The sequence below is a fragment of the Sinorhizobium sp. 8-89 genome, assembly GCF_030124325.1.
Classification (GTDB): domain Bacteria; phylum Pseudomonadota; class Alphaproteobacteria; order Rhizobiales; family Rhizobiaceae; genus Sinorhizobium.
This window is the reverse complement of sequence record NZ_JASKLR010000013.1, coordinates 134,958-142,284: the sequence shown is the minus strand read 5'-3', so window position 1 is coordinate 142,284 and position 7,327 is coordinate 134,958. Positions and strand designations below refer to the sequence as shown.

Sequence of the window (7,327 nt, the reverse complement as noted above, 5' to 3'; positions counted from 1 at the left end):
CCTTTACGTCTCGTGCTGGGGTACCGGCGACATGATCCAATACGATGTTTCCGATCCCTTCGCGCCGAAGGAGACCGGCCGCGTCAGGATCGGCGGGATCGTTTCCCGCGCCACGCATCCGAAAGCGTCGAACGGCGCGTTGAATGGCGGACCGCAAATGGTGGAAATCAGCCGTGACGGCAAGCGTGTTTATTTCACCAATTCGCTTTACGGCGCGATCGACCCGCAATTCTATCCTGAAGGCATCGATGGATGGATGGTGAAGCTGGATGTCGGCGATAACGGCGGAATTTCCTTCGATGAGAACTTCTTCGTCGATTGGCCGAAAGGCCATCGTCCGCATCAGGTTCGGCTGGAAGGCGGCGACTGCTCCTCCGATTCCTATTGCTATCCCTGAGGGGTGTGGGACCGTGCGGCCGCACCGGACCAAATGACGGATCTCTGGTCGTGGCTCTCGCTCGCTGGCCTCGGTGCCTTCCATGGCGTCAACCCCGCCTTGGGCTGGCTTTTCGCCGTCGCGCTGGGGCTTCATCGACAAAGTTCGCGGATCGTCTGGCTGTCGCTCCTGCCGATCGCCGCCGGGCATGCCGCCGCCATCGCGGTCGTGCTGGCGGCTTTTATTGCCTTCGGCGCGGTCGCCGACCTGCGGAATCTCAAGCTTGTTGCGGCCGCGCTCATTCTCGGCCTCGCCGGCTACTATGCCTTCTATGGACACCGCCACCGGGTAAGGGTCGGCATGCGGACGGGGATGGCCGGCCTTGCACTCTGGTCGTTCCTGATGGCAACGGGGCATGGTGCGGGACTGATGCTGGTGCCTGCGGTGCTGGGCCTCTGCCTTGCGGACCAATCAGCGACCATCCCCCTCGGCAATTCGCTGCCGATTTCGCTGGCAGCCGTCGCACTCCATACCGGGGCGACTGTTGTGGTCACCGCCGCGGTCGCCTTCGTCGTGATCGAATGGCTCGGCCTTGCGGTCCTGCGCTCCGCATGGATCAATTTCGACCTGATCTGGACGCTGGCACTCGTCGTGACCGGCGTCATTCTCGTCGTGGCTTGAAGCTTCGCGCTGCCGGTCAGATATTCCTTCGCTTGCCCTCGATCAGGTCGAGCACCGCGCGCGCGGCATCGAGCACGTGCGTCCCGGGACCGAAGACGGCGGCGACGCCATTGTCCATCAGGTATTGATAGTCCTGGCGCGGAATGACGCCGCCGCAGACGACGATGATGTCCTTGCCGCCGCGCTTCTGCAGCGCCTCGGCGAGCTGCGGCATCAGGGTTTTGTGGCCGGCGGCAAGCGAGGAGACGCCGACGACGGTGACTTCTTCGGCGAGCGCCAGATCGGCTGCCTCTTCCGGCGTCTGGAACAGCGGCCCGGCGACGACGTCGAAGCCGATGTCGCCGAAGGCCGACGCGATCACCTTGGCGCCGCGGTCGTGCCCGTCCTGGCCGAGCTTGGCGACCATGATCTTCGGCTTGTGGCCGAGCCGCTTGGTGACGTCGCTGAGCCGCCCGGCGAGCACGCCGAGTTCGGGGTCGCTTTCATAGGCCTTGCCATAGATGTCGGTGACGACTTCCGGGATGGCGGTGTGATCGCCAAAGGCCTGCCGCATCGCCTCGGAAATCTCGCCGACGGTGGCACGCGCCCGCGCGGCCTCGATCGCCGCCGCGAGCAGATTGCCCTTGCCGCTCCGCGCGACCTCGGCAAGAGCTTCGAGCGTCTCCGTCACCTTCTGCGAGTCTCGCCGGCGTTTGGTCTCCTCGATCCGCTTGATCTGTGCCGTGCGTACGGCGGCATTGTCGATCTGGAGAATGTCGATCGGGTGCTCGTTTTCGAGCCGGTATTTGTTGACGCCGACGATCACTTCCTCGCCGCGGTCGACCGCCGCCTGGCGGCGCGTCGCCGCCTCCTCGATCTGCCGCTTCGGTAGGCCGGTATTGACCGCCTTGGTCATGCCGCCAAGTGCCTCGACTTCCTCGATCAGGGCCCAGGCCTTTTCCGCTAGCTCGTTGGTCAGGCTCTCGACATAGTAGGAACCTGCAAGCGGATCGACGACTTTGGTCACGCCGGTCTCGTGCTGCAGAATCAGTTGCGTGTTGCGGGCGATGCGGGCGGAAAAGTCCGTCGGCAGTGCGATCGCCTCGTCGAAGGAATTGGTGTGCAGCGATTGCGTGCCGCCGAGCGCCGCCGACATCGCCTCGAAGGCGGTGCGGATGATGTTGTTGTAGGGATCCTGTTCGGCAAGCGAGACCCCGGACGTCTGGCAGTGAGTCCTCAGCATCAGCGAGGACGCCTTCTTCGGCGCGAACTCCTTCATGATCCGCGTCCACAAGAGGCGCGCCGCACGGAGCTTCGCCGCCTCCATGAAGAAGTTCATGCCGATGGCGAAGAAGAAGGAGAGTCGTCCGGCGAAGTCATCGACGTTGAGCCCCTTGGCAAGCGCCGCGCGCACATATTCGCGCCCGTCGGCAAGGGTGAAGGCAAGCTCCTGCACGAGCGTCGCGCCCGCTTCCTGCATGTGATAGCCGGAGATCGAGATCGAATTGAACTTCGGCATCTCCTTCGCCGTGTATTCGATGATGTCGGCGACGATCCGCATCGAGGGTTCCGGCGGGTAGATATACGTGTTGCGAACCATGAACTCCTTGAGGATGTCGTTCTGGATCGTGCCCGACAGATCGGCGCGCGCGATGCCCTGCTCCTCGCCGGCGACGATGAAGGAGGCAAGGATCGGGATGACAGCACCGTTCATCGTCATCGAGACCGACATCTCGTCGAGCGGGATGCCGTCGAAGAGGATCTTCATGTCCTCGACCGAGTCGATCGCGACACCGGCCTTGCCGACATCGCCCTCGACGCGCGGATGGTCGCTGTCATAGCCACGGTGGGTGGCGAGATCGAAGGCGACGGACAGGCCTTTTTGGCCGGCGGCGAGGTTCCTGCGGTAGAAGGCGTTCGAAGCCTCGGCCGTCGAAAAACCGGCATATTGACGGATCGTCCAGGGCCGGCCGACATACATGGTGGCGCGGGGACCGCGCACGAAGGGCTCGAAGCCGGGCAGCGAATCGAGATGGCCGATACCGGCCAGGTCGTCGCGCGTATAGAGCGGCTTGACGTCGATGCCTTCCGGCGTGTGCCAGGTGAGGCTTTCGGGCGAGGCCTTCAGCTCCTTCTCGGCGAGGGCTTCCCAGTCTTTGATCGTTTTGTCAGTCATCGGCCGCTCCATTCAAAGCGCATCGGCTTGTCGTTCGGGGCACCCCCCTCTGCCCGGCAGGGCAGAGGGGGGTATCAACGCCTCCTCTGAGGGTTTCGCCGCCATCACTCGAACTCCATGATCAGCTCGTCGACCGCGAGGCTCGCGCCGGCGGCGATCGCGACGCGCTTCACCGTCGCGCGCCTTTCGGCTCTGAGGATGTTTTCCATCTTCATTGCCTCGACGACGGCGATTGCCTGTCCGGCCTCGACCGTGTCGCCCTCCTTGACCGCAATCAAGGTCACGACGCCTGGCATTGGGCAGAGCAGCATCTTCGACGTGTCCGGCGGCAGCTTCTTCGGCATCAGCCGCGCAAGTTCGGCAGCGCGCGGGGTCCTGACGCGAGCGATCACGTCGATGCCGCGCCAGCGCAGCCGGATGCCGGTGCCGACGAGATCGACCTTCACACCCATCGGCTGATTGTCGACGTTGAAGGTGGCGAGCGTACGGCCGGGTGTCCAGTCGGTGGTTACGGTCACCGAACTCTCGTCCGCAAAGCGAACAAACGCACCGTCGGCCGAGGTGCCGGCGGTGACAGCAAGGTCGCGATCGCCAAGGCTTGCCACCCAGTCGTGGCCGACGACGCGGCGGTGATTGCCGATCGTGCCCGATACCTGGCTCGCGCGCTCCTGCAGCGCCTGGTTGATGGTGACCGCGACGGCCGCGAGCTTGCGCGCGTCCGCCTCGTCCGGCACGACGCCATGGAAGCCGGCGGCGAACTCCTCGGCGATATAGGCGGTGGTCAGACGACCTTCGCGGAAGCGCTGCTGCTGCATGACGGCGGAGAGGAAGGGCAGGTTGTGCCCTATGCCCTCGACCTCGAACTCGTCGAGCGCGCTCGCCATCGCCTCGACGGCGGTGGCGCGATCCGGCCCCCAGGTGCAGAGCTTGGCGATCATCGGATCGTAATACATCGAAATTTCGCCGCCCTCGAAGACGCCGGTGTCGTTGCGGATGACGGTGCCGTCGTCCTGCCTGCCTTCCTGAGGCGGGCGGTAGCGCGTCAGCCGGCCGATCGAGGGCAGGAAGTTGCGGTAGGGGTCTTCTGCGTAGAGGCGGCTTTCGATCGCCCAGCCGTCGAGCTTCACGTCCTCCTGGCCGAAGGACAGCTTTTCCCCAGCCGCGACGCGGATCATCTGCTCGACGAGGTCGAGCCCGGTGATGAGCTCGGTCACCGGATGCTCCACCTGCAGACGCGTATTCATCTCGAGGAAGTAGAAGTTGCGCTTGCCGTCGACGATGAATTCGACCGTACCTGCGGAGTGGTAGCCGACGGCTTTTGCGAGTGCGACCGCCTGCTCGCCCATGGCGCGCCGCGTCTTCCCGTCGAGGAACGGCGACGGGGCCTCCTCGATGACCTTCTGGTTTCGCCGCTGGATGGAGCATTCGCGCTCGCCGAGATAGAGCGTGTTGCCGTGCTTGTCGCCGAGCACCTGGATTTCGATGTGGCGGGGATCGGTCACGAATTTCTCGATGAAGATGCGGTCGTCGCCGAAGGAGCTTTTCGCCTCGTTCTTCGACGACTGGAAGCCTTCGCGTGCCTCTATGTCGTTCCAGGCGATCCGCATCCCCTTGCCGCCGCCGCCGGCCGACGCCTTGATCATCACCGGATACCCGATGGCAGAGGCGATCCGGACGGCTTCCTCGGCGTCCTCGATCAGTCCCATATGGCCGGGAACGGTCGAGACATCCGCTTCAGCGGCGATCTTCTTAGAGGTGATCTTGTCACCCATCGCCTTTATCGCGCCGACCGGCGGCCCGATGAAGGCCACGCCTTCCTTTTCCAGTGCCTTGGCGAAGGCGGCGTTCTCTGAAAGGAAGCCATAGCCGGGATGAACCGCATCCGCGCCCGTCTTGCGGACGGCATCAAGTATCTTCTCGATGACGATATAGGACTGGCTGGAAGGCGAGGGACCGATATGCACGGCCTCGTCCGCCATGCGCACATGCATCGCGTCCCGGTCGGCATCGGAATAGACGGCGACGGTCGGAATTCCGAGCTTCTTGGCGGTGCGGATGACGCGGCAGGCGATTTCGCCACGGTTGGCGATGAGGATTTTTTTGAACATGCGTTTCTCTTTCAAATCCTTTCTGTCGCGTCAGCGCCTGAACTTTCGCCGGTATGGCAGAAGCGCGATGGAGGGGGCCGCGACCGCGCCGCCGAAGAGGAGAGCGAAAGGGGCAATCACCATAGCTGCTGCAAGCAGCGGGTTTGACGAGCGTGCGATATGAGTGCCGACCGCGCCGATGTTGAGCCAGATCAGCGCGCCAGCGACCGCCGCTCCGACGAGTGCGCCGTAAAGCGCGTTCACTGCCATATGGCGCAGCATCTGCCAGTGGTCGCTGCGCGCGGCCTCGGGTGTCATGACGGGTTCCGGATCCGGTTTCATGGTGTGCCTCGTCAGAGCGGTATCGTGTCGTGCTTGCGCCAGCGCATGTCCACCTGCTTGTTGCGCAGCGACGCGAAGGCGCGCGCGATGCGGCGGCGCGACGAATGCGGCATGATCACCTCGTCGATGAAGCCGCGTTCGGCGGCAACGAAGGGATTGGCGAAGCGCTCCTCGTATTCCTTCGTGCGCGCGGCGATCTTCTCGGTATTGCCGAGTTCGGAGCGGTAGAGGATTTCGGTCGCGCCCTTGGCACCCATGACGGCGATTTCCGCCGTCGGCCAGGCATAGTTGACGTCGGCGCCAATGTGCTTGGAGGCCATGACGTCATAGGCGCCGCCATAGGCCTTGCGGGTGATGAGCGTCACCATCGGCACCGTCGCCTGGCTATAGGCAAAGAGCAGCTTGGCGCCGTGCTTGATGACGCCGCCATATTCCTGGCTCGTACCCGGCAGGAAGCCCGGCACGTCGACGAGCGTCAGGATCGGGATCGAGAAAGCGTCGCAGAAGCGGACGAATCGTGCGGCCTTGCGTGAGGAATCGATGTCGAGGCAGCCGGCAAGCACCATCGGCTGGTTGGCGACGACGCCGACGGTCTGGCCTTCCAGACGAATGAAGCCGGTGACGATGTTGCGGGCAAAGCTCGCCTGAAGCTCGAAGAAATCGCCTTCATCGGCAAGCGCCAGAATCAGCTCCTTCATGTCGTAAGGCTTGGCGGCACTGTCGGGGATCAGGCTGTCGAGACGCATCTCGATACGCGCCGGATCGTCATAGAAGGGCCGGACCGGCGGCTTTTCGCGGTTGTTGAGCGGCAGGAAGTCGAAGAGCAGGCGCACATGTTCCAGCGCCTCGACGTCATTTTCATAGGCGCCGTCGGCGACCGATGACTTCGTTGTATGGGTGCGGGCGCCGCCGAGCTCTTCCGCCGTGACGATCTCGTTCGTCACCGTCTTCACCACATCGGGGCCGGTGACGAACATGTAGGACGAGTCGCGGACCATGAAGATGAAATCGGTCATCGCCGGGGAATAGACGGCCCCGCCGGCGCATGGCCCCATGATCACCGAGATCTGCGGAATGACGCCCGAGACTTCGGCATTGCGACGGAAGACCTCCGCATAGCCGGCGAGCGACGCCACGCCCTCCTGGATACGGGCGCCGCCGGAATCGTTGATGCCGATGACCGGTGCGCCGTTGCGGGCCGCCATGTCCATGATCTTGCAGATCTTCTGCGCATGGGTCTCGGAGAGCGAGCCGCCGAGCACGGTGAAGTCCTGGCTGAAGACATAGACCTGCCGGCCGTTGATCGTACCCCAGCCGGTGACGACGCCGTCGCCTGCGATCTTTTGGCTTGCCATGCCGAAATCGACACAGCGATGCGTGACATACATGTCGTATTCTTCGAAGGAGCCTTCGTCGAGCAGCACGTCGATGCGCTCGCGCGCCGTCAGTTTGCCCTTGCCGTGCTGCGCGTCGACGCGGCGCTCGCCACCGCCGGCTCGAGCTTGTGCGCGGCGGGCTTCCACCTGTTCCAGTATGGCGCGCATGTGTCTCCTCCCGAAATTCTTTCTCGCCGAGATTTTTCTCGATTGTGCAGAGGCGTTTGAAGCTTCGCAATAGCGTCGAAGATCGGATGGCAAAACGGCCGATCATGTGCGAATGTGGAATATAGAAATATGTGAAACGTAA

Annotated in this window: 6 protein-coding genes; 2 read left to right on the top strand and 4 right to left on the bottom strand. The window is 63.6% G+C overall.

The window, feature by feature from the left end; genetic code table 11:
* Positions 1-397 (top strand): selenium-binding protein SBP56-related protein (locus QN219_RS22530; RefSeq protein WP_284002244.1); only part of this gene is annotated, 397 nt, incomplete at its 5' end.
* Positions 398-430: 33 nt separating this feature from the next.
* On the top strand, positions 431-1,057 hold the full coding sequence (locus QN219_RS22525) for a hypothetical protein (RefSeq protein ID WP_284002242.1): 627 nt from the start codon (positions 431-433) through the stop codon (positions 1,055-1,057).
* Between the two features lie 16 nt (positions 1,058-1,073).
* Here QN219_RS22525 and scpA read toward each other — a convergent pair whose 3' ends face one another.
* From scpA to QN219_RS22505, 4 genes are all read right to left on the bottom strand, one after another.
* A complete protein-coding gene (gene scpA, locus QN219_RS22520; RefSeq protein ID WP_284002240.1) occupies positions 1,074-3,212 on the bottom strand; it encodes a methylmalonyl-CoA mutase in 2,139 nt (712 codons plus the stop codon).
* Positions 3,213-3,316: 104 nt separating this feature from the next.
* Positions 3,317-5,320, bottom strand: coding sequence for an acetyl/propionyl/methylcrotonyl-CoA carboxylase subunit alpha (locus tag QN219_RS22515; protein WP_284002237.1), 2,004 nt, complete (start codon positions 5,318-5,320; stop codon positions 3,317-3,319).
* A 30-nt stretch (positions 5,321-5,350) separates the two neighbouring features.
* A complete protein-coding gene (locus tag QN219_RS22510; RefSeq protein ID WP_284002234.1) occupies positions 5,351-5,641 on the bottom strand; it encodes a hypothetical protein in 291 nt (96 codons plus the stop codon).
* Between the two features lie 11 nt (positions 5,642-5,652).
* The gene (locus QN219_RS22505; RefSeq protein ID WP_284002233.1) at positions 5,653-7,185 is read right to left on the bottom strand and encodes an acyl-CoA carboxylase subunit beta; all 1,533 of its coding nucleotides are present in this window, start codon (positions 7,183-7,185) and stop codon (positions 5,653-5,655) included.
* Positions 7,186-7,327: the final 142 nt, after the last annotated feature.

Bases quoted from the DNA above. Each gene is read 5' to 3' on its own strand.
- QN219_RS22515 (WP_284002237.1), bottom strand. From the start codon at position 5,320: ATGTTCAAAAAAATCCTCATCGCCAACCGTGGCGAAATCGCCTGCCGC.
- scpA (WP_284002240.1), bottom strand. From the start codon at position 3,212: ATGACTGACAAAACGATCAAAGACTGGGAAGCCCTCGCCGAGAAGGAG.
- QN219_RS22510 (WP_284002234.1), bottom strand. From the start codon at position 5,641: ATGAAACCGGATCCGGAACCCGTCATGACACCCGAGGCCGCGCGCAGC.
- QN219_RS22525 (WP_284002242.1), top strand. From the start codon at position 431: ATGACGGATCTCTGGTCGTGGCTCTCGCTCGCTGGCCTCGGTGCCTTC.
- QN219_RS22505 (WP_284002233.1), bottom strand. From the start codon at position 7,185: ATGCGCGCCATACTGGAACAGGTGGAAGCCCGCCGCGCACAAGCTCGA.